This window comes from Streptomyces odontomachi (assembly GCF_024435355.1).
Taxonomy (GTDB): domain Bacteria; phylum Actinomycetota; class Actinomycetes; order Streptomycetales; family Streptomycetaceae; genus Streptomyces; species Streptomyces odontomachi.
Map to the genome: position 1 here is coordinate 437,851 of NZ_JAMJWG010000004.1, position 19,674 is coordinate 457,524.

Below are 19,674 nucleotides of genomic sequence, written 5' to 3' on the forward strand. Positions count from 1 at the left end.
ACGCGCGAAGGACGTCGTGCCCTCTGCCGCCGCGCGGTGACGCCGTCCTGGGCGCGTCAGAGGTGGTAGGTGTTGCTCTTCTTCGCCAGCGCCCACACGTAGTACCACTTGTCGTCACGCAGCGCCCGGAGGCTGGAGTCGGCCGCTGCCTGGATGATTCCCCAGACACCACCGGCGCCGGCGACCCCGAGGACGGTCACCGCCTCCTGAAAGGCGGGCCCGTACACCGCGACGAGGGTGGCGCCGACCGTGCCGACCGTCGCCCCGGTGACCGCGACAGCTCTCTTGCGTCGCGCAGCGATCATCTGACCTTGGATCCTCCAGATCTCGCTCTGGATCTGCTGCCCGATCTTGATCATCTCGCGTTCCGCCTGATCCGCATGCAGAGCATCGTCCAGACCGACAAATGCATCACGCATGAAAAGGCGAAACTGGGCATAGGAGGCGAATTCATGGACGGTGATCTCGCTGAAATCCCGGAGGTCCACGCCCTCAAGAAAAGGAAGATCGATATGCAGGATGGGGCGCACGATCTCACTGTAAACCGGAGAATCCGCATATTCGCCTACGATCCTCCCGTGCCGCCTGATGAAGTCCAGCAGGAGAAGGTTTCTCCGGGTTCGTGCTTCGTCGGTGGTACGCGTCGTATTGACAAATCCGGTCGTCACACCGGATTCGGATTGCTCTGTCGTGTCAATTTTGAAGGTGGGTAGATACCAGAGGAGCCCGGTCTTGAGAAGTTCTTCCGTCTCTGTGATCCAGCTGCCCAGGTGTCGCATGTTCGGGCATTTCATGGAGGTCGTCCGCCACGTGGAATGTCCCTCGACGACCTGCGGAAAATGGTGTGCCCCAACGGAGATCGCACGAACATTCGATGCGACTCTACGCTCAACGACACTCCACGCCCCCGCCCCACCATGAGAGAGCAGGAGCGTGTCCGACACAAGAATCCCGCGCTTGGTGAAGGCATCGAAATCGCTGTCCGATGCGACGAGCCCGATATGGAATCTCTGCCGGGAAAAGAGGTCACGGGATTCGGGTGCACTCAGCTCCGCCCAGCTCCTGAAGTAGCGACCGTACTCCTCCGCCATGGACTCCGGGTACTCTCGCGCCCTGCGTGGCAGTTGCCCGAAGAAATCCTGCATGACCCCCGCCAATGACGCATCCTGGATGGGCTTCTTGCGCTTGAACACGAGGGTCCGCCGATCTGAAAATACTACGAACGGTGCACGGGCCCGGGTTTTTCCTCCATCACCATGACCCGCCTCAAGTATCCGCGCAGTCGACGACGCAATGCGAGCGGTTCCAAGAACTACCGGCCGCCCCCCACCCGCCCCACCGTCACCGAAGCCGTCAGCGGAGTGTCCGCCGAGGACTCTCCCACGTAGAGCCGGTACGTGCCGTCCGGCACCGTCCAGCCGTGTGTGTGGGTGTCCCAGATGCGCAGGGCGTCCGTGGTGAGGGTGAGGGTGACCCGCCTGGTCTGGCCGGGGTTCAGGGTGACCTTGGTGAAGGCCTTGAGTGCCTTGGGGGGTTCGCCGGAGCCGGTGGGGTGGCCGACGTAGGCCTGGATGACGTCGGAGCCGGTGCGGTGGCCGGTGTTGGTGACGTCGAGGGCCAGTTTCACCCTGCCGTGGGTGCCGGCGGCCGCGGCGATGCGGGTCGGGGTGGTGCGCAGGTGGGAGAGCTTGAAGGTGGTGTACGACAGGCCGTAGCCGAACGGGAAGAGCGGGGTCTCGTTCTGGTCCTGGTACCAGCGGTAGCCGACGTCCAGCCGCTCGCTGTAGTCGTACACGCCGTTCACGGCCGGGTAGCGGCCGGGCGCCGCGGCCACCGGGGTCTGCGTGTCGCTCTTCGGGAACGTGACGGGGAGCCGGCCGCCGGGCTCGGCGGCGCCGGTGAGCAGTTCGGCCAGGGCGGCGCCGTCCTCCTCGCCGGGGTACCAGGTGTCCAGCACCGCGCCCACCCGGTCGAGCCAGGGCATGAGGACCGGGGCGCCGGCCCGTAGGACGACCGTCGTCCTGGGGTTGGCGGCGGCGACCGCCTCGATCAGGGCGTCGGTGGTGCCGGGCAGCGCCAGGGTGGTGCGGTCCGTGCCCTCCTTGGAGGTGTCGCCCACCACGACGACGGCCGCGTCCGCGTCCTTGGCGGCGGCGACGGCGGCCTCGATCTGGGGGTCCGGCAGGTTCGGCGCCGACCAGCCCACGCTCACCGAGGCGTCGCTGGCGTTGTCGTAGTACTCCACCCGCAGGGTGTGCTGCTCACCGGCGGTGAGTTCGATCGGCGCGCTCGTGACGGTCCTGGACGCGTGGTCGCCCCAGTTGTCGACGATCAGCTGGTCGTCGAGGTAGACACGGCTGCCGTCGTCGCTGGTGGCGGCGAGGGTGTAGGCGGCGGTGACGGGCGGGGTGATCGTGCCGGTCCAGCGCGCCGAGAAGCCGTCGGTCGGGAGGCCCTCGGCCGGTGCGTCCTTGCCCCAGGAGAAGTCGATGTTCGACTCGGAGCGGGTGAGCACCGGGGGTCCTGTGAGGGTCTTGTTGGCGAAGTACTCGCCCTTGAGGTCGCTCAGCGCGGAGGCCGGGATCGGCGGCTGCGCCGTGGCGCTGCCCGCCTTGACGAAGTCGACGTCCACCGCGTCGCCGAGCTCCGTCCTGATGCCCGAGACCGGGTCGACCTTCTTGTACGGGGTGACGGCCGAGCTGCCGCCGCCTCCGGTGATCGCGGTGTCGGCGTTGGGGCCGATCACGGCCAGCGAGTCGAGCTTCTTCGGGTTCAGCGGCAGCACGTCGTCGTTCTTCAGCAGCACGCTGCCGTCCTCGGCGGCCTGCTTGGCGAACGTGGCGTTCTTGTCGAAGTCCGCGGTGGTGGACCGCTGCGGGTCGAACAGGCCGGTGCGGAACTCCAGGCGCAGGATGCGGCGCGCCGCGTCGTCCAGCACGGCCTGCGGCACCTGGCCGGCGGCGACGGCCGCGGGCAGCTGCTGGAAGTAGGTGGTGCCGCTGAACTCCTGGTCCAGGCCGGCGAGTGCGGAGTCGACCGTGGAGTGGTTGGCCGGGTAGTCCGTCCCGATCACGCCGTCGAACTTCCATGTGTCGATCAGGACATCGCGCAGGATCTGGGCGTTCTCGCAGGCGTAGACGCCGTTGACCTTGTTGTAGGCGCACATGACGGACCAGACCCTGCCGTCCTTGACGGCCTTCTCGAAGGCCGGCAGGTAGATCTCGTGCAGGGTCCGCTCGTCGATGTCGGAGCTGGCGGTCTTGCGTTCGGCCTCCTGGTTGTTGCCCGCGTAGTGCTTGACCTGGGCGGCCACGCCCCGGGACTGGATGGCCCGGATCTGCGCCGCGGCGATGTCGCCCGCCAGCTGCGGGTCCTCGCCGAGGGTCTCGAAGTCACGGCCGGCGAGCGGGGTCCGGACGATGTTCACCATCGGGCCGTAGATCACCTGGTAGCCGCGGTACCTGGCCTCGCTGCCCATGACGGTGCCGTATCCCTCGGCCGTCCGGGTGTTGAAGGTGGCGGCCAGGGAGACCGGTGAGGGCAACGCGGTCTCCGGCTGGCCGTCGCGCACGCCCGCGGGACCGTCGGTGAACTGCGTGCCCGGGATGCCGAGCCGGGGAACGCCGGGGACGTAGCCGGTGGCGTGCGAGCCGGTGGGGCGGCCCACCGCCGTCATCAGGGTCGCCTTCTCCTCGTTGGTCATCTGCGCCAGCAGTTGGTCGACCCGCTTCTCCAGCGGCAGGGAGGTGCTGAGCCAGGGTCTGGATCCCTCCGGATCCTGGCCGGCGGACTCGGCCCCGGCGGCGGAAGGAAGCGCGAGCGGAAGGGCCAGGGCGGCGGTGGCCACCACGGTCGCGATACGGGCCAGACGCATGCAGTCACTCCAAGGCGGACGAGCGGATCTACGGCTGATGCGCGGGAGGCCCCGCAGGTGTCAGGTGGTCCGGTGCACGAAAAACCTGACTCAGTGTGGGCCCCCACCCACAGCGCGTCAACGTGGCGGACCTGCCTTCTGCGCCATGGCAACCCGCGTCCTTCGCCTTGCGCATCCGTTCCCCGTATGGCCTCAAAAGGACGCGTCGGGTACCCGCACCGCCAGCAGGGCCACGTCGTCGTCGTTGTCCGAGGGGCGCGTCCGGGCCAGCAGTTCGTCCGTGAACGACTCCAGGGGGCGGTGGACCAAGGACGCCGCGTGCCGTCGCAGGTGTTCCAGTCCCTCGTCGATGGTGTGACTCACGGACTCGATCAGGCCGTCGGTGTAGAGCAGCAGGGTCGCCCCGGGCGGAAGCTCCGCCACGGCGTCCGGGCGGGGCTGGTCCGGCGTGACGCCGAGCAGTACCTCGTTTCCGCCGGTCAGATAGCTGGCCACGCCCTCGCCGGTGACCAACAGCGGCGGTGGATGACCCGCGTTGGTCCAGGTCAGCTCGTAGCGGCCGGCGTCGTTCCGGGCCATCCGGGCGAAGATCAACGTGGCCAAGGAGACCTCCGCGACGTGCAGGGCCGCCTGGTCGAGCCACTCCACGATCTTGCTCGGCGGCCTCCGCTGGGACAGGGCGTACGCGCGCAGCATGCTGCGCAGCTGGGCCATGCCGGCCGCCGCGTCCAGGTCGTGGCCGACCACGTCGCCGACGGCGAGGGCGGTGGCGCCGTCCGGCAACACGAAGGCGTCGTACCAGTCGCCGCCAACCTGCGAGGCGTCCGGCGCCGGCAGGTAGCGGACGGTCATCTCGCTGCCCGGCAGACGCGGCAGTTGGGGCAGCAGGTGGCGTTGCATGGTCTCGGCGATCTTGCGCTGCCGCTGGTAGAGACGGGCGTTCTCCAGGGCCAGGCCGGCCCGGCGGGCGATGTCCTCGAGCAGGGCGATGTCGGCCGCCGTGATCTGCTCGGGCTGGTCGGCGCGCCCCAGGGTGACGGCGCCCAGCACCTCGTGGAGGGTGCTGAGGGGGGCGATGATGGCCGAGTGCATGCCGGTCGCCTCGAACAGGCGACGCTGCTCGACAGCGATACCCGAGTCGGGCGGCCCCTGGTAGGTCTCGGGCCCTGCGACGGTGGACGCGACGCCGCGCAGGGCGCGGGACAGCGGCATGGGGGACTCCTGGGGCACCGGCGGCATGGGCCCCTGGAGGTCCTTACGGAACACCACGGTGCCGTCTTCGGCGTGTGCGACGGCGAACCGCTGCACCTCGTCCCGCTCGGTGATCAGGTCGATGACGGCCCAGTCGGCGAGGCGGGGCACGACCAGGCCGATCAGATGGCGCAGCGCCACGTCGATGTCCCGGGTGGAGGTGAGCAGGGTGGTCGTCTCGGCGAGCAGCGCGAGCCGTTCCAGGTCGGAGAGCCGGTCGCTGCCCGACGGCAGCTCGGGGCTCCTGTCGAGCTCGTCCGCCGAATGGATGAGGACGAGCACGGCCGACGGTCGCTCTCGGACGCCACAGGGAGTGACCAGCCACATCACCCGCAGCAGCGTGCCGTCGCCACGCTCGACCCACAGGTCGCTGCCCTGTGTGGTGCGTCCGGCCAGCGTGTTCTCCCGGAGGCGGCACTGGGCCCGCGGCACGGGATCCCCCTGGCGGGTGCGGTGCAGCAGGTCATGGGCGTCCTGGCCGATCATGTCGGAGGCGGAGCGGCCCAGAAGTCGTTCACACCGCGCGTTGGCGCTGACGATGCAGTTCCGCTCGTCCGTCAGGAACGCACACGTGCCGAACTCCTCCAGGGCCCTGGCCACCACCTCCTGAGGACCCGGGCCCGTCATGGCCAGCCTCCTCTCGATCGGAGAACGCCTCGGCCGCTGTGATCCGGTGTTCCCCCTGGGGCGCATGTGATGCCTGGGGTCGGGGACGATTCCCTGCCCCGTCCCGCTGGGGTCGCCGTCCCCGCCGCGAAGGCCCGGTTGACATGACGACACCCTGCACGAATGCTGGACCTCTTGGAGAGCGCTCTCCGATCGCAAGGAGTGGGAGGCCCGGATGGCGGCTGAGGAAGCGGAACCAGTCCAGGAGGCGGTGGCGGAGGAGGGAGCGGAGGCGGGGGTCGAGCAGCTTGCGGAGAAGCTGGACCTGGCCCAGCAGGTCAAGCTCCTCACCGGGGCGACGACCTGGCGCACCGCGCCCGAACCCGCCATCGGCCTGACCGCGATCGCGTTCTCGGACGGCCCGGCCGGGATCCGCGGCGAGCAGTGGGACGAGCGCCTCACCTCCGTCCTGCTTCCCTCCCCCACCGCGCTCGCGGCGAGCTGGCAGCCCGCGCTCGTCGGGGAACTGGGCGCCCTGCTGGCCGCCGAGGCCCGCCGCAAAGGCGTGCACACCGTGCTCGCGCCGACGCTGAACCTGCACCGTTCGCCGCTGGGCGGCCGGCACTTCGAGTGCTTCTCCGAGGACCCGTGGCTGACGGGCGTCATCGGGGCGGCGCTGGTCCGGGGCGTGCAGGGCGCCGGGGTGGCCGCCACGGCGAAGCACTTCGTGGCCAACGACTCCGAGGCGGACCGCCTCACCGTCGACGTGCACGTGTCGGAACGGGTGCTCCGCGAGGTGTACCTGGCGCCGTTCGAGGCGGCGGTCGAGGCCGGCGTCTGGCTGGTGATGTCCGCCTACAACCGGGTGAACGGCGCCACCATGTCGGCCAGTCCCCTGCTCCGCGACCCGCTCAAGGCGGAGTGGGGCTTCGACGGTGTCGTGGTCTCCGACTGGGGAGCCGTGCGCGACACCGTCGGACCGGCCACCGCCGCCCTCGACCTGGCCATGCCGGGCCCCGCAGGGCCCTGGGGCGATGCGCTGGCCGCCGCGGTCCGGGAGGGGCGGGTGCCCCAGTCGACCGTCGACGAGAAGGTACGCCGACTGCTCCTCCTCGCCCGCCGGGTGGGCGCCCTCGGGGCGGCCCCGGGCGGGTCGGTGGCGGTCGACGGGGGCGCCGCGGGAGGGGCGGGCGCCGCGGGAGCGGCGGGCCTCGCAGGCGCCGCGGGAGCAGCGGGCCTCGCGGGAGCCGCGGGAGCAGCGGGCCTCGCGGGAGCCGCGGGAGCAGCAGGCCTCGCAGGCGCCGCAGGAGCAGCAGGCCTCGCAGGCGCCGCGGAAGCCGCGGGAGCCATGGGAGCCACGGAAGCCACGGGCCGAGCGGCCACCACGGCGCCGGACCCTGCGGATGCCTCGGTCACGGACACGGCACGGGTGGACACGGCACGGGCGGACGCGGCACAAACGGAAACCGCACAAGCGGACACGACACAGCCGGACACCGCACAAGCGGACACCGCACAGACGGACGGAACACACCCGGACGCGGCACAAGCGAACACGACACACCCGGACGCGGCACAAGCGGACGCGGCCGTGCGTGCGTTGTTGCGGCGGGCGGCGAGCGCCGGCACGGTGCTGCTGCGCAACACCGGGGTCCTGCCGCTCGATCCGGGCGGCGTCCGGACGCTCGCCGTCATCGGCCGGCACGCGGCGGCGCCGCGCGCCCAGGGCGGTGGCAGCGCCGAGGTGTTCCCGGACCGGGTGGTGACGCCGCTTGACGGCATCCGTGCCGCGCTGCCCGCCACCACGCGCGTCGTGCACGCCCCCGGGCCCGCGCTGGACGCTCCCCCGCTGTCTGAACGGCGTGGGCGGTGCCCCCACCCCGCGCCTCTGGACGGCACGCTCGCCCGTGACCCGCTCACCGGCGAACCGGGCATCCGGCTGCGGGTGCTGGACGCCGCCGACCGGGCGGTGTTCTCCGAACACCGGCTCTCCGGACGGATCCTGGAGCCGCACCTCGCGCCTGGGGCGCACACCGTGGAACTGTCCGCCCGCTGCACGCCCCGCCAGGCGGGCGAGTGGACCTTCGGTGTGGCCGGGTTCGGGCGGATGACGCTCACGGTGGACGGTGTGCCCCTCGTCGACGGCGACTTCCCCCGCGAGACGGACGACCCGACGCAGGTGCACGTGCGTCCGCCACGGCAGCAGGCCCGCATCACCCTGGACGCGGGCAGGGTGGTCACCGTCGTCGCGCGCCGCGAACTGGCGGCGGACACCGGCAGGGCGACGATCCTGTCCGCAGCGCCACCCCCGTCGGACGACACCGCCGACCTGGCCGCGGCCGTCGACGCCGCGCGCCGCGCCGACGCGGCCGTGCTGCTCGTCGGCACCACCGAGGAGAGCGAGTCGGAGGGCCGCGACCGCACCGGGCTCGACCTGCCAGGGCGCCAGGACGAGCTGGTGCGCGCGGTGCTCGCGGCCCAGCCGCACACCGCGGTCTGCGTCAACGCGGGCGGTCCGGTCGCAATGCCCTGGCATGCGGGAGCGCCCGCGCTGCTGCTCACCTGGTTCCCCGGCGGCGAGGGCGGGCACGCGCTCGCCGACGTGCTGTTCGGCCGCACGGAACCGGGCGGCCGGCTCCCCACCACCTGGGGCACCACCCTCGCCGACGTGCCCGTGCACGCCACCGACCCCTCTCCCGAGGGCGTCCTCGCCTACACCGAGGGCCTACACATCGGCCACCGCGCCTGGCTGCGCGCGACCACCCCGCCCGCCTACTGGTTCGGGCACGGGCTCGGCTACACCACCTGGGCGTACGAGGCGCTCCACACGCCGGACGAGGCCGTGCCGGACGGCGCCGAGCTCCGCGTGCGGGTGCGGGTGCGCAACACCGGGCCGCGTGCCGGGCGTGAGGTGGTGCAGGTGTACCTGGCCAGGCCGGGCTCCGCCGTGGACCGCCCGGTGCGCTGGCTCGCCGGGTTCGCGGAGGTCACCGCGGCGCCCGGCGAGACGGTGACGGCAGCGGTGCCGGTGCCGCACCGCGCCCTGCGGCACTGGTCGTCCGACGCGCACGGGTGGCGGGTGGAGCCGGGCCCGTTCACCGTGCTGGCGGGGCGCTCGGCCGGCGACATCCGGCTGGAGGGCCGGCTGACGGTGCGTTGAGGTCGAAGACGGCACACCGAAGGCCGCCCGCCCCCAGGTAGCCGAGTGGGGGCGGGCGGCCGTGGTGGTCAGATCCCGGCGAGCCGACGTGACGTCACCGTCGGACGGTCGTCGGACGGGGCGTCGGACCGGTCGTCGAACGGCTCAGCTGTACACGCCGAACTCGTACAGCGAGTAGCCGTAGCCGGTACCGCGCTGGGTGCCGGTGAGGCGTACGTACCGGCCGGTGCCCGAGACGTCGAAGTCGTCGATGTTGCCGTCACCGTTGTCGACGGACTTCACCGTGGTCCAGTTCTGGCCGTCCTGGGAGGTCTCGATCCGGTACGCCCTCGCGTACGCGGACTCCCAGGCGAGCTGGATGTGCTTGAACGTCGTCGAGCTCCCCAGGTCGACCTGGACCCACTGCGGGTCGCTCCAGTCGCTGGCCCACCGGGTGTCGAACTTGCCGTCCACGGCGTTGCCGGCCGGGCAGGGGCAGCCGCCGGTGGGGTCGGTCTGGGCGGTGGAGGCGGTGGCCGGCTTGCCCTGCGCCACGTCGGTGCCGTTCACCGGCGGTGCCACCACCCGTACCGACCTGGCCTCGATGCCCGCGTTCCCGTGGCCGTCCGTGGCCCGGACGTACACCTTGTAGACGCCCACCTTGTCGGGCACCTTCGCGGTGAGCGAGCCGTCGCCGCCCACGGTGGTGTCCGCGGCCACCAGCGCCTTGTTCTGGTCGATGTAGTTGCTGCTGAACAGCACCTGGTAGGTGACGGGGTCGCCGTTCGGGTCGGTGGCCTGGGTGGCGATGTGCAGCTGGCCGCCGGCGGGCACCCCGTCGGTGGCGTGGTCGACCGTCATCTGCGAGATCACCGGCGGGGTGTTGTCGTTTGACGTGTCACCGCCGTACGCCTTCTTGACGGAGTAGTACGACAGCCGCTTCAGACCGCCCGGCAGCAGGTTGAACCAGATGCCGCCGAAGTCGTCCTCGGTCCCGTAGTGGAACATCGTGGCACCCAGCGCCACACCCTTGTGGCCGGTGATGCAGCCCCAGGCCTTGGTGTAACCGTCCGCCTTCTGGAGGTCGGTGGGCTCGTCGGGCACGCCGTTGGCGTCGTCGGGCACCTCCCACTCGCCCGCCGGGCCCGTCTCGGTGACGATGTAGGGCTTGGTGTAGCCGCCCTGTTCCCAGTCGGACCTGATGTTGCACACCGCGTTGTAGGCGTTGACCGCGTACAGGTCCAGGTCGGGCGCGTTCCTCTTGTAGTACGGCCAGGCGCCGGTCCAGGCGTCGGTTGAGGTCACCGGGTGGTTGGAGTCCACCTGGTGGATCTTCTTGGCGATGTCGTTGACGAAGGTGGTGTAGGCGTTGCGCTGCGCCTCCAGCTCGTCGCCGCTGAAGCAGTTCTGGAGGCCGAGCGTGGACTCGTTGCCGACGTTCCACATCAGCACGCCGGGGTTGTCCTTGTAGGTGTCGACCCACTTCGGGAACTCGGCGAGCATCTGGTCCTTGTAGGACGTGTCCGTCACGTAGTTGACGCAGCCGCCGGACCCCGGGCCGCCGCCCGGCTGGAGCCAGAAGCCGGCGATCACCTTGACGCCGTTGGCCGCTGCCGCGTCGAAGAGCGGCTGGCTGGTGGCGTCGGTGCCCCAGGTGCGGATGGTGTTGACGCCCATCGAGGCCAGGTCCGGCAGGTACTTCGTGGCGTCGGCGACCGCCGGCCCCCAGGTGAGGCCCTTGACCTGGTACGGGGCGCCGTCCACGGTGAGCTGCCAGTTGCCCTGTGATCCGGTGACCTTGACGACGCTTCCCGCAGCCTGCGCGGACGGCGCCTGAAGGCCGATCAGCGTGCCGGTGAGCAACGCCGCGGCCGCGAGCGGCGCGACGAGGGCGCGTTTCGGCGACCGGCCGGTGGGGTGGGGCATGGTGCGCTCCTTCGGTGTGCGGGTGGTTGTGGGGGAGGTCGTCGGCCACCCAGGAGAGCGGGAGAGCGCTCTCCCTCGGTCGCCGACGAAGGCCGGGCCCCTTGACGGGCCCGGCCGGGTGGCGGGTTACGGAAGCTCGTAGTCGTCGTTGAGAACGGGCCCCTCCTGCGGGTTGCTCTGGTCGTAGCCGCGGTCGTCGCACTGGAGGCCGTGGTTGATGCAGTGGGTGACCATGGCCTGGAGCGTGGCGGCGTCCCAGCCGTCCATGAAGTCGTAGTGGAAGGAGAACCCGGCGCCGCTGGCCAGCCTCACCTGGGACATGTCCCCGTTGACCGGCCAGGCCATCTTGAACTCGATCATCGGCAGCGCGACCGGGTGGTCGGCCGGACAGCCGTTGTAGTTGGCGCCCGAGGCGACCGGGTAGGCCATGTGGCTCTGGTGGTCGGGGGTGTCCAGGTGGATGCCGTCCCAGCAGCTCGGGGCCTGGAGCCTGATGTTGAGCTGGGTGTCCTGGCTGGTCGGGCAGCTCGCCGGGAAGTCCCAGTTGTGGTAGCTCTCGCCGCACTCCCAGCCCTCGACGGTGCCCTTGAGGTGCTGGAACTCGTCCTTGCTCTGCATGGGGCTGCCCACCACGAACCTGAGCCCCTTGGGGAAGGGCCGCACGCTCGTGTAGTCGGTCACGCCCGCCTTGTAGTAGATCGTCTGCGGCCCGATCGGCATGATCTTCTGGTCGCCGTCGTACAGGCTCGGCATCCAGTAGGCGGACTTGTCACCGACGGCGTTGCAGCTGGTCCCACCCTGGTCGAGGGTGCCCATGGTGGTGTCGGCGTTGGTCAGGGTGTTGCCCATGAACGTGTGGTCGTGGGACTTTCCGGGCTGCCCGGGGAAGACGATCGGGTCGTCCGGGGCCGTGTGGTTCGGCGCGCACTTCGCCTGGAACTCGTGGAAGTACCGGTGCGGCGGGTCGACGGTGGACGGCACCACGCCGGTGACCGGCGGGTCGGCCATGATGTAGCCGTCGCCGTCCGGGTCGTCGCCGGACGCCTTGGTGGACGGGGACATGGTGTGCGACATCGTGTGCGACATGGCCGCGGAATGCCCCGCCGAAGCGCCGTGACCGGCGCCTGCCGCGACACTCACGACCGCCGAACGCTCCCCGGCGTCGCCCACCGCGGTCACCTGGCCGACGCCGATCGCGGTCAGGGCCAGCGCGGTGGACAGGAGCAGTCCGGAGAGGGCTTTGGGCCTCCAGGGCATGGCGAGCCTCCTGCTGCTGTAGGGGGTGTGAGTGGGAGAACGCGTCCGGCGGATCGTCAGGGATACCGCCGGGAGAGCGCTCTCCCACTGCCCAGGAGTGTTCCGCTCCTGACAAGAGCGTGTCAATACCCGGTGAATGCGGCGCCGGGGTGAGGAGAGGGTTTACGGGGCAGTGAACGGGGCGGAGGCCGACGAGGACCGGACCCTCGTCCACCGGATCCGAACCGACCGGACCCCCGGCCAACCGGACCCAACCGGTAACCGACCGGCACCTGACGCCCCGTAAGACGCCTGACGCCCCGTAAGACGCCGCGGTGCGCGTGCGCCGCCCCCGGCCGATACCCGCTGGGCCCCCTCCCCGGCGCGCGGTTAGCATCGACCGTCGACGAGTCGTCGATCGCATGACGGCAGAACGGTATGACGGCCTGTCGGCCCGTCGTCAGAACCGCATGACGGCAGAACCGCATGACCGCATGCGGCATGACGGCATGACGGCATGACGGCACCGATCGTCACGCGGCAAGGCCGCGCGCAAAGGCTGCACGTGAAATCAGGGGGACGTGACACATGGCGGACAAGGTCGAAGAGCCGGTTTCGGTGTCTCGCCGCATCGAGTCACCGGCGGGCGACATCTTCCGGGTACTTGCCGACCCGCGGCGGCACCGTGACATGGACGGCTCCGGAATGCTGCGCGAAGCCGGCTCCGACACCGTGCTCACGGGCGTCGGCGACGTCTTCGTGATGAAGATGCACTACGAGCCGTACGGCGACTACGAGGTGCACAACCACGTCGTGGAGTTCGAGCTCGACCGGCGCATCGGCTGGGAACCGCGGCCGGGTCCCGGGCATCCGGACCACGGCTCGACCGAGCGCAGGTTCGGCCAGCGCTGGATCTACGATCTGGAGCCGGACGGGCCCGCGGCGACGGTCGTGACGGAGATCTTCGACGCTTCCCGGCTGCCGGAGGACAAGCGCCTGGAAATGGAGAAGGCCCGCCCCTTTTGGGTCGCGGCCATCGAGGGGTCGCTGCGGCGGCTCGACGAGGTGTGCACCGGTCGGACGCCCGAAGCGGATTCCTGACCCCGGCGCCGCGCCGGCGCCGCGTCCACCGCACGCCCTCCCGCCGGCCGGCGCGGCCGGCGCCCCGGGGTGACCCTCGCGATCACCCGGGGCGCACGGGCCGTGCTGACGTTCTCCGAGGACCGCCCGTCACTTCCGCCAGAACAGGTGGTGCGTCACGCCGCTCGGGCTGGGCACCACGTCGAGATGGAACCGGTCGAGCAGCTCTTCGGGGGACTCCCAGAGCCGCAGTCCGGACCCGAGCTTCACGGGCGAGACGGCCACGTGCAGGGTGTCGACGAGGTCGGCGTCGAGGAACTCCCGGATGGTGGTGACCCCGCCGCCGAGCCGGACGTCCTTGCCCTGCGCCGCCTCCTTCGCCTGTTCGAGAATGTTCTCCGGATCGCCGGCGACGAAGTGGAAGGTGGTGTCGGAGAGCGTGAACGAGGGACGCTCGTGGTGGGTCATGACGAACACCGGGGTGTGGAACGGCGGCTCGTCGCCCCACCAGCCGCGCCACTCGTGGTCGCTCCAGGGTCCGTGCTGGGGCCCGAACTTGTTGCGGCCCATGATCTCCGCGCCGATGTTGCGTGCGTAGTCCCGGGTGAGGTAGTCGTCGAGGCCGCGGCTTCCCCCGGGGTCGGTGCGCATGGGCCAGCTCGCCGTGGCGCCGGCCCAGGCGAACAGCTTGGCGGGGTCGATGGCATGGCCGAACGGATGCTCAAGGCTCTGGTCCTCACCAGCACCGATTCCGTCACTCGAAATGTTGAAGTTCTGCACTCTCAGTAGCTGGGCCATGCGCTTCCTCCTGGGTGTGGTCGGCAACGGGGGTGAGACTCTCCGGGCCGGCGAAACTCATCGCCGGGCCGGCAAGAGTCACCGCGGCGCCGACCACGGCCGCGCCGATCGGGTGCCCTATTAGGGCCGTTCGGGTGGACGCGCCGCCCCGGCGCACAGGGCTGGGCGGCTCGCCTCGGTGCGCTTCCCTACGCTCCCGCCGATGGATGAAGAACGCTCGTGGTGACGCCGACACAGGTCATGACGTCAGCTGCCGGGCGGTAGGGCCGCCCGGCCACTCGATCTTCGGGGGGAGAGCTATGACTCGGCCTGGTACTCGCGCCGTGCTCGCCTGGATGGCCTTCAGCCTGTTTCTCGTCGCACCCTGGTTGGCCGGCTGCACGCAGGACCCCCCTGCCCGGGGACAGGCGTCGCCCACGCACGGCGTGACACCGGCCGCCGGCCGGCCCCTCGAAGATCCCCCCGTGGTGGCGAGCAGCGACGGCGTGCTGAAGACCACCATCGTCGTGGAGCGCCGCAAGGTCCCCGTCGGCGACCAGCTCCTGTACGCGACCACCTACAACGGGGCCTTCATGCCGCCCACGTTGCGGGTGAAACCCGGCGACCGCATCGACCTCACCATGACCAACAACATCGATGAGGACACCAACCTGCACACGCACGGCCTGCACGTCTCGCCCCGCGAGCCCTCGGACGACATCTTCATCAAGATCGGGTACGGGCAGTCGTACCACTACGAGTACCAGCTGCCCGACGACCAGCCCGTCGGGACCTACTGGTACCACTCGCACGCCGACATGAAGTCCGAAGCGCAGGTCGCGGGCGGTGAGTCCGGCATCCTCGTCGTCGAGGGCCTCCAGGACTTCCTGCCGCCTTCCCTGCAAGGGATCACCGAGCACACCATCGCCCTCAAGGACTTCCAGGTCGAGGGTGACGCGATCAAGACCCACGACCTGGACATCGGGGCGTCCACCAACCGCACCGTCAACGGCCAGCAGAACCCGGAGATCCGCATCCACCCCGGCGAGACCCAGATGTGGCGGCTGGCGAACATCGGGGCCAACATCTTCTACAAGCTGCACCTCGCGGGGACCCACTTCGACGTGATCGCCCAGGACGGCATCCCCGTCCAGCAGGTGTACTCCGTGGACACGCTGGTCATCCCCGCCGGCGCCCGCTTCGACGTCCTCGTCCAGGGCGGCGACCCCGGTACCGCCCACCTGGAGACCCTCCCGTACGACACAGGCCCGGCCGGCGACAAGTTCCCGCAAGCGGACCTCGCCACGGTCGTCACCAGCGGTACGGCCCTGCACGGGGCCGCCGTACCGAAGAAGTTCGCCCCGGCCGAGGACCTGCGCGACGCGGAGATCGCGGACCAGAAGGTCATCGTCTACACGGAGAACGGGTCGAAGACGAAGTTCTCCATCAACGGCCGGCAGTTCGACCCCGACCGCACCGACTTCACCGCCACCCTGGGCACCGTCGAGGAGTGGAAGATCCACAACAACACGAAGCAGAGCCACAGCTTCCACATCCACACCAACGACTTCCAGCTGATCAGCGTCGACGGGGAGGCCCAGGACCCCACCCATGCCCGGTTCGACACCGTGGACATCCCCGCGAGGAGCACCATCGTCGTCCGGATCCGCTTCGCCGACTTCACCGGCCGCACCGTGTTCCACTGCCACATCCTCAACCACGAGGACAAGGGCATGATGGCGGTCCTCGACATCGTGCCGCCCGACGCCCAGTCGCGGAAGCGGGATGACGACCAGCACGACGACCACCAGGACAAGCGGCACGACCGGTGAGCTGTGAGCACCCGGCACCCGGCACCCGGCACCCGGCCACGCTTCCGGATCCCGTGACCGGGCCGGGTGCCCCGCCCCACCCGCTCACGCCGCCGCCAGGGCCTCCGTCGGTGGCAGTCGGGCGGCGCGCAGGGCCGGGTAGAAGCCGGCCAGGCCGCCGATGACCAGGGTCGCGGCCAGCCCACCGGCCATCGCCCACGCGGGGACCAGGGTGGGCCAGCCCTGGGACGCGGCGAAGGCGGCCGTGATGCCGATGCCCAGCAGCACCCCGCTGACGCCGCCCAGCGCGGACAGCAGCAGCGACTCGCACAGGAACTGGGTGCGGATTTGCGCCCGGGTGGCGCCGAGCGCCCGGCGCAGCCCGATCTCGGCGCGCCGCTCCAGTACCGAGATCACCATCGTGTTCGCCACCCCGACCCCGCCGACCAGCAGCGCCACCGCGCCGAGGCCCAGCAGCAGCCCGTTCAGCGCGGAGTGCGCCGCCTGTTTGGCGGTCAGCGCGTCGGAGGGGCGGGAGACCTGGACGGAGCTGGGGTCCTCGGGGTTGGCGGTGGCACCGAGGACGGCCTGGACGTCGGCGACGGCGTCGTCGCTCGCACGGGTGTAGATGGTGGTGGCGTAGCCGTCGAAGCCCAGGTCGTGCTCGGCCTCCGACCAGCCGACCAGTGCGGCGGCGTCCAGTTCGGGCACGAGTTCGTCGGGGCCGAGGATGCCGACGACGGTGCACCACCGCCCGCCCAGCCACACCTGGGCACCGTCCCCGACGCGGGAGACGGCCAGCTGCTCGGCGGCCCTGGCACCGAGCACCACCGCCGGGTACCGCGCGTCGGCGCCGGTGAGCCAGCGTCCCGCCACGACCCGGGCGCCGACGGTTCCGGGCAGGTCGGTGCGGGCCGCGTAGACGCCGATGCCGCCGGTCTCCTCCTTCGGCACATGGTCGTTGCGGTACACCTTCGCGTCCGTCAGGCCGACCTGCGAGACGGACTCGACCGGTCCGATGGCGCCGATCATCTTCGCGGCGTCCACGGGCAGACGGGCGTCGCCGCCGCCGAACGACTGCCCCGGCGCGACGGTGAGCAGGTTGGTGCCCAGCGCGTCCAGGGTGCGGTTCAGCTGCTCGCTCGACGACGCCGAGATACCGACGACGCCGATCATCGCGGCGATCCCGATGGCGATGCCGAGCGCGGACAGGAACACCCGCATCGGACGGGACCGCAGCCCCGAGCCGCCCACCCGCATCACGTCCGCCGGGCTCATCCGGGCGGGCCGGGGCCGCGCCGGCCTGACGGTGCTCATGTGCTCACCCCGTCCCGGGACAGGACGGCGCCCTCGCCCACATGGTCGGAGCGTCCCGCGCCGTCGGGCCGCCCGGCCCGACCCGAGTCGTACGCGATCCGGCCGTCGCGTACGCGTACCTCACGCGGCAGGGCGGCGGCGATGTCCCGGTCGTGCGTGATGATCACGACGGTCGTGCCGCCGCGGTGCAGCTCGTGCAGCAGGTCCATCACGGCGGCGCCCGAGCGCGAGTCGAGTGCGCCGGTGGGCTCGTCGGCCAGCAGCAGTGGCGGATCGCCCAGCACCGCCCGTGCGATGGCGACCCGCTGCCGCTCACCGCCGGAGAGCTGGTGCGGCTCGTTCAGCAGCCGGTGTCCGAGGCCGACCCGGCGCAGCGTCCGCTCGGCCAGGCGGCGGCGCTCACGCAGCGGCGTGCCGCTGTAGAGCAGGCCGTCGGCCACGGAGTCCAGGGCCGCGACCCCTCGCGCCAGGTGGAACTGCTGGAAGACGAAGCCGATCTGCGTGGCGCGCAGCGCGGACAGCTCACGGTCCGAGAGCGCCTCGACGTCGTACCCGGCGACCCGGACCGTGCCGGAGGTGGGGCGGGTGAGGGTGCCCATGATGTTGAGCATCGTGGACTTGCCGGAGCCCGACGGGCCCACCACGGCGAGCAGTTCGCCGCGGTGCACGGTCAGGTGCGCGTCGCCGAGGGCGCGCACGTCGCCGTACGTCTTCGTCACGCCGAGGAGTTCGAGCACGGGTCCGTGCGCGGCGCTCACTTGGGCACCCCCACGACCATGCCCGCCGTGACGCCGGCGCCGGAGACCTCCACCATGCCGTCGGCGAACATGCCGAGCTTCACGGGCACGTACGCGATGCCCCTGCTGCCGACGGTCTCCAGCGCGTAGCCGCCCTCCCGCAGCGCCACCAGCGCGTTGATGGGCACGGCCAGGACGTCCTTGTGGGTCTGCGCCTGGAACGTGACGTCGACGGGGGCGGCCTGGTAGCGGCCCAGCTTCTTCTGGTCGGCCACCGACAGCCGCACCGGCAGGGTGGCCTGCGGGGCCTGGCCGCCGGAGGAACCGGTGCCGCCCGTGCCGGCCGTGCCGCTGCCCCCGGTCGCGGAGGGGGCGGCGGACGCGGCGGTGCCGACGTCGTCGACGGTGGCGTCGGCCTCGGTGCCGTCGGGCAGCTTGACGGTGGCCTTGGTGCCGTGGTCGGCCAGGTCCTCGTACTGCACGTCCAGGTCGACGGTGACGATCCGGCGGTTGCCGGTCCAGGTGAGCACGTCCCCGGACGGGGGGCCGCCCAGCGCGGCCTTGACGTCGTCGACGCGACGTTCGCCGTCGGCGACCACGGCGTCGCCGGGTCCGACCGTGCCCGTCACGGTGCGGCCCAGGTCGTCCTGCCAGTCCCGGACCGCGGAGGCGGTACCGGAGGTGTAGGTGTCGTCGACGGTGAAGCCGGTGTAGCCGAGCGCGGAGAGGTTCTTCTCCAGCAGCTCGACGTCCTCGCCGTCCGGCACTCCCACGTCCAGCGTCCGGTACAGCGGCGTCGAGCCGTACAGCAGCGGCACCTTGTGCGCGTCGAGGCTGTAGACCGGCTTGCCGCGCCTGATCACGTCGCCTTCGGAGGGGAGCCAGGTGAGGACGCCGGTGCCGGCGCCCGCGTCACTTCCGGTGCCGGCGGCCTGCTTGCCTCCGGAGGCGGGGCCTTCGGAGGGGGCCTGGACGGCGCTGGCGGGGCCGTAGCCGAGACTGCCGTCCACCGTCTCCGTGCGGGTCAGCGTGGTGCGCTGCACCTTCGCGGTGCCGGGCGGGCCGGACGGTGCGGCGCTCGCCGTGCCGTTCCCGTCCGCGCCGCCGAGGCCCCCGGTCGCCGCGACCCCGGCGACACCGGCCACGACGAGCACGGCGGCACCCGCCACGACGGTACGCAGCCGGCGGCGCCGGGGGCGGCGGGCCGCGGGCGGCTCCGCTCCGGCGGTGGCACCCGGCAGGCGGGAGCCGTCCACGGTGCCGGGCCGAGCGGGCTCCGTCGAAGGGTCGTCCGGGTCGGTGGGGATGAGCGGACCCGGCTGCTTCCCGAGCTGCTCAGAGGCGGTCACCGGCCGCCTCCCTTGCCGGTCAGGAGATCACGGCAGTTGTCCAAGGCGGCCGGGAAGTCGGGGTCCTCCGTGTGCAGGTTGTCCTTGTCGAGCCCGTCGGGCCCCGGGTCGGCGACGTCGACGCCGTTCTTGCGCATGCACGCGGCGAACTTCCCCAACGTCTCCGGGTCGCTCTGCTGGTCGGACTTGTCCTTCAGGGACTGCGGCATGCTGTCCCGGCACGCGTCCATGCCGGCCCGCAGCTTGTCCATGTCGGCGCCGCCGCCGATGAACTGCCTGAGGTTCAACTTGCCCGTCTCGGGGTCCGGATCCTCCATCTCGACGCCCTGCTTGCGCATGCAGTCCACGAACTCCTGCGCCTGCGCCACGTCGTCCTTGCCGCCCGTGCCGGACGCGGCGGAACCCTTGTCGCCGCTGACCGATGCGACCCCGGAGCCGTCGCCGGATCCACCGCATCCGGCCAGCAGCACCGCCGCCAGCACCGCGGCGACGGTCGCCGTGACCCCGCGGATCGTCGTCGTACTTCGCATGTCCTGCCACTCCCTGCCGCCTGGACGCCTGTCGTCCTACC

Annotated in this window: 13 protein-coding genes; 3 read left to right on the forward strand and 10 right to left on the reverse strand. The window is 71.3% G+C overall.

Annotated elements, in window-relative coordinates:
* Positions 1–56: 56 nt before the first annotated feature.
* From NQO67_RS12690 to NQO67_RS12700, 3 genes are all read right to left on the reverse strand, one after another.
* Positions 57–1,193 carry a hypothetical protein gene (locus NQO67_RS12690; protein ID WP_255949971.1) on the reverse strand — a complete coding sequence of 379 codons (1,137 nt, stop codon included), beginning with the start codon at positions 1,191–1,193 and terminating at the stop codon, positions 57–59.
* Between the two features lie 119 nt (positions 1,194–1,312).
* Positions 1,313–3,874, reverse strand: coding sequence for a beta-glucosidase family protein (locus NQO67_RS12695; RefSeq protein ID WP_255949972.1), 2,562 nt, complete (start codon positions 3,872–3,874; stop codon positions 1,313–1,315).
* Positions 3,875–4,066: 192 nt separating this feature from the next.
* A complete protein-coding gene (locus NQO67_RS12700) occupies positions 4,067–5,752 on the reverse strand; it encodes a SpoIIE family protein phosphatase (protein WP_255949973.1) in 1,686 nt (561 codons plus the stop codon).
* A gap of 214 nt (positions 5,753–5,966) precedes the next feature.
* On the opposite strand from NQO67_RS12700, the gene NQO67_RS12705 reads away from it, so the two are divergent.
* Positions 5,967–8,891, forward strand: coding sequence for a glycoside hydrolase family 3 C-terminal domain-containing protein (locus NQO67_RS12705; protein WP_255949974.1), 2,925 nt, complete (start codon positions 5,967–5,969; stop codon positions 8,889–8,891).
* 144 nt (positions 8,892–9,035) lie between these two features.
* Here NQO67_RS12705 and NQO67_RS12710 read toward each other — a convergent pair whose 3' ends face one another.
* Complete coding sequence (locus NQO67_RS12710; RefSeq protein ID WP_255949975.1) at positions 9,036–10,796, reverse strand: discoidin domain-containing protein; 1,761 nt, start codon at positions 10,794–10,796, stop codon at positions 9,036–9,038.
* A gap of 126 nt (positions 10,797–10,922) precedes the next feature.
* Positions 10,923–12,053 (reverse strand): DUF1996 domain-containing protein, encoded by a 1,131-nt coding sequence (locus tag NQO67_RS12715; protein WP_255949976.1) that lies wholly within the window; start codon positions 12,051–12,053, stop codon positions 10,923–10,925.
* Positions 12,054–12,620: 567 nt separating this feature from the next.
* Here NQO67_RS12715 and NQO67_RS12720 point away from each other — a divergent pair.
* Complete coding sequence (locus NQO67_RS12720) at positions 12,621–13,133, forward strand: SRPBCC family protein (RefSeq protein WP_255949977.1); 513 nt, start codon at positions 12,621–12,623, stop codon at positions 13,131–13,133.
* Between the two features lie 129 nt (positions 13,134–13,262).
* Here NQO67_RS12720 and NQO67_RS12725 read toward each other — a convergent pair whose 3' ends face one another.
* On the reverse strand, positions 13,263–13,910 hold the full coding sequence (locus NQO67_RS12725; protein WP_255949978.1) for a dihydrofolate reductase family protein: 648 nt from the start codon (positions 13,908–13,910) through the stop codon (positions 13,263–13,265).
* 464 nt (positions 13,911–14,374) lie between these two features.
* On the opposite strand from NQO67_RS12725, the gene NQO67_RS12730 reads away from it, so the two are divergent.
* Positions 14,375–15,721: a multicopper oxidase family protein gene (locus tag NQO67_RS12730; protein WP_255949979.1), complete on the forward strand. Its 1,347-nt coding sequence runs from the start codon at positions 14,375–14,377 to the stop codon at positions 15,719–15,721.
* A gap of 84 nt (positions 15,722–15,805) precedes the next feature.
* On the opposite strand, the gene NQO67_RS12735 is transcribed toward NQO67_RS12730, so the two are convergent.
* Genes NQO67_RS12735 through NQO67_RS12750 form a run of 4 tightly spaced genes read right to left on the reverse strand, consistent with a single transcriptional unit; the run spans position 15,806 to position 19,633 of the window.
* Positions 15,806–17,017: an ABC transporter permease gene (locus NQO67_RS12735; protein WP_255949980.1), complete on the reverse strand. Its 1,212-nt coding sequence runs from the start codon at positions 17,015–17,017 to the stop codon at positions 15,806–15,808.
* Positions 17,014–17,775, reverse strand: coding sequence for an ABC transporter ATP-binding protein (locus NQO67_RS12740; protein WP_255949981.1), 762 nt, complete (start codon positions 17,773–17,775; stop codon positions 17,014–17,016). Before NQO67_RS12740 ends, NQO67_RS12735 begins: the two co-directional genes overlap by 4 nt.
* Entirely contained in the window at positions 17,772–19,103 is a 1,332-nt protein-coding gene (locus NQO67_RS43765; RefSeq protein WP_308295654.1) for a peptidoglycan-binding protein, read from the reverse strand. Before NQO67_RS43765 ends, NQO67_RS12740 begins: the two co-directional genes overlap by 4 nt.
* A complete protein-coding gene (locus NQO67_RS12750) occupies positions 19,100–19,633 on the reverse strand; it encodes a hypothetical protein (RefSeq protein ID WP_255949982.1) in 534 nt (177 codons plus the stop codon). The genes NQO67_RS43765 and NQO67_RS12750 overlap by 4 nt, the downstream gene beginning before the upstream one ends.
* Between the last annotated feature and the right edge of the window lie 41 nt (positions 19,634–19,674).

What these genes read in the sequence shown, in the direction of transcription:
- NQO67_RS12720 (WP_255949977.1), top strand. Translation starts at nt 12,621, where the DNA reads ATGGCGGACAAGGTCGAAGAGCCGGTTTCGGTGTCTCGCCGCATCGAG.
- NQO67_RS12695 (WP_255949972.1), bottom strand. Translation starts at nt 3,874, where the DNA reads ATGCGTCTGGCCCGTATCGCGACCGTGGTGGCCACCGCCGCCCTGGCC.
- NQO67_RS12735 (WP_255949980.1), bottom strand. Translation starts at nt 17,017, where the DNA reads ATGAGCACCGTCAGGCCGGCGCGGCCCCGGCCCGCCCGGATGAGCCCG.
- NQO67_RS12700 (WP_255949973.1), bottom strand. Translation starts at nt 5,752, where the DNA reads ATGACGGGCCCGGGTCCTCAGGAGGTGGTGGCCAGGGCCCTGGAGGAG.
- NQO67_RS12715 (WP_255949976.1), bottom strand. Translation starts at nt 12,053, where the DNA reads ATGCCCTGGAGGCCCAAAGCCCTCTCCGGACTGCTCCTGTCCACCGCG.
- NQO67_RS12725 (WP_255949978.1), bottom strand. Translation starts at nt 13,910, where the DNA reads ATGGCCCAGCTACTGAGAGTGCAGAACTTCAACATTTCGAGTGACGGA.
- NQO67_RS12710 (WP_255949975.1), bottom strand. Translation starts at nt 10,796, where the DNA reads ATGCCCCACCCCACCGGCCGGTCGCCGAAACGCGCCCTCGTCGCGCCG.
- NQO67_RS12705 (WP_255949974.1), top strand. Translation starts at nt 5,967, where the DNA reads ATGGCGGCTGAGGAAGCGGAACCAGTCCAGGAGGCGGTGGCGGAGGAG.
- NQO67_RS12750 (WP_255949982.1), bottom strand. Translation starts at nt 19,633, where the DNA reads ATGCGAAGTACGACGACGATCCGCGGGGTCACGGCGACCGTCGCCGCG.